Origin of the sequence: Methanoculleus sp. (assembly GCF_035363275.1) — an archaeon.
Lineage (GTDB): Archaea > Halobacteriota > Methanomicrobia > Methanomicrobiales > Methanoculleaceae > Methanoculleus.
This window is the reverse complement of record NZ_DAOSET010000134.1, coordinates 1-1,517: the sequence shown is the minus strand read 5'-3', so window position 1 is coordinate 1,517 and position 1,517 is coordinate 1. Positions and strand designations below refer to the sequence as shown.

Here is a 1,517-nt window from a genome sequence, read left to right as displayed (position 1 = left end):
CCACAAAGAGCCCATGATCCTCAGGCGGGGATCATGCCCAAAGCATGAAAAACCCATAGAGCCATAGGCAAGGCTGATATGGGCAGTGAAGGTTGATCTGTGACCTGAGACATGATCTCGACACAAAGACAACCATGATCTCGTGGATGCCCAAATGCGTCTTTGAACGCGTATGTGAAGTTGCACGCACGAGTGATCATCATCTGCCCATATCAGGCAAGTGAGACGATGGACTCAGATAAGGAAATAGTTTGCGGAGCAGATATCCACAAGGATTTTCTTATTGCTACAATGATATCCCGAAGTGGATTGAAGCTCCAAGAACGTTTTAATATGAACCAAGATGGCCTCTTGGCATTCAGATCCTGGATAATAAACCACAGATGCCAGAGGCTGGCTGTAGAATCCACGGGAGGTTTTTGGTATCCTATCTTCACCATTCTAGAAGGTCATGTCGAATTTATCCTGGCCAATGCATATCAGATCCGGAATATTGAGCACAAGAAAACCGATAAACTTGATTCGGAACGAATCGCGATATATTGTCTCAATAATCTCATCACGCCCTCCAGAATCTATCCAAAAGACTACCGAGATCTAAGAAGCATAACTCGTGCTCGTGAGACACTGGTCAATGCAAGGTCCAAAATCAAGAACCAGATTCATCAATCACTTTCGACCTGCTGCATCAAGCTCTCCTCAGTCATATCCGACTCTTTTGGCAAATCTGGAAGATATATCATTGATAGGCTTCTGGAAGGAAAGACGATCGATCAGATCATATCTGGAATACCTTCGAAGAGGATTCGGAAAAAGGAGGACGAACTCAGAGAAGCCATCAAGAATGGATTAGATCCCGTTCAGGTATTTTTGATCAAGGCAAATCTTGATGTCATAGATGATATTAGCAAGAAGATAAAAATTCTGGAAGCTGAGATCGCCGAAAAAGTCAAACCCTTCGAGGATGATTTGAAAATTATTTTGTCTGTTCCAGGTGTTGGATTCATTTCGGCAGCTACCATTATTGCAGAAATGGGAGATTACAGGGACTTTCCGAGTGCGGATAAGATGGCAAAGTACTTCGGTATTGTGCCTTCGGTCTACCAATCGGCAGGGAAGCTGCGAACTGGGAAGATCACTAAGACGGGATCTAAGCATATGCGAAGGATCTTGGTGGAAGTTGCAAAAGCCATATCCAGGACCAAGAAGAATTCAAGGTTAATGAGATTCTTCCAGAGGATATTGGCAAGGTGCGGAAAGAAGAATATTGCAACCGTTGCGCTCGCCAGAAAAGTGCTCTGCATCATCTATCATTTGCTTATGAATCACGAGAATTATCAAGAACCAGAGGTCACGAAAACCAAACCAAAAATTCCCAGCTCTGTTTCGCCCATAAGAATGATGGATATCGACGAGATGATAAAGATCATCAGTCAGGCAGGATACTTGGTGGAGAAAGATTTGAAGGAGGGATGCGGATGATCCGCAGCATCTTGTTTTTTTAAGTTTTTCATGTG

The 1,517-nt window shown here is 43.6% G+C and carries 1 protein-coding gene; it reads left to right on the top strand.

Annotated elements, in window-relative coordinates:
- Positions 1 to 192: 192 nt before the first annotated feature.
- Positions 193 to 1,482 (top strand): IS110 family transposase, encoded by a 1,290-nt coding sequence (locus PLN84_RS13300; RefSeq protein WP_052297508.1) that lies wholly within the window; start codon positions 193 to 195, stop codon positions 1,480 to 1,482.
- Positions 1,483 to 1,517: the final 35 nt, after the last annotated feature.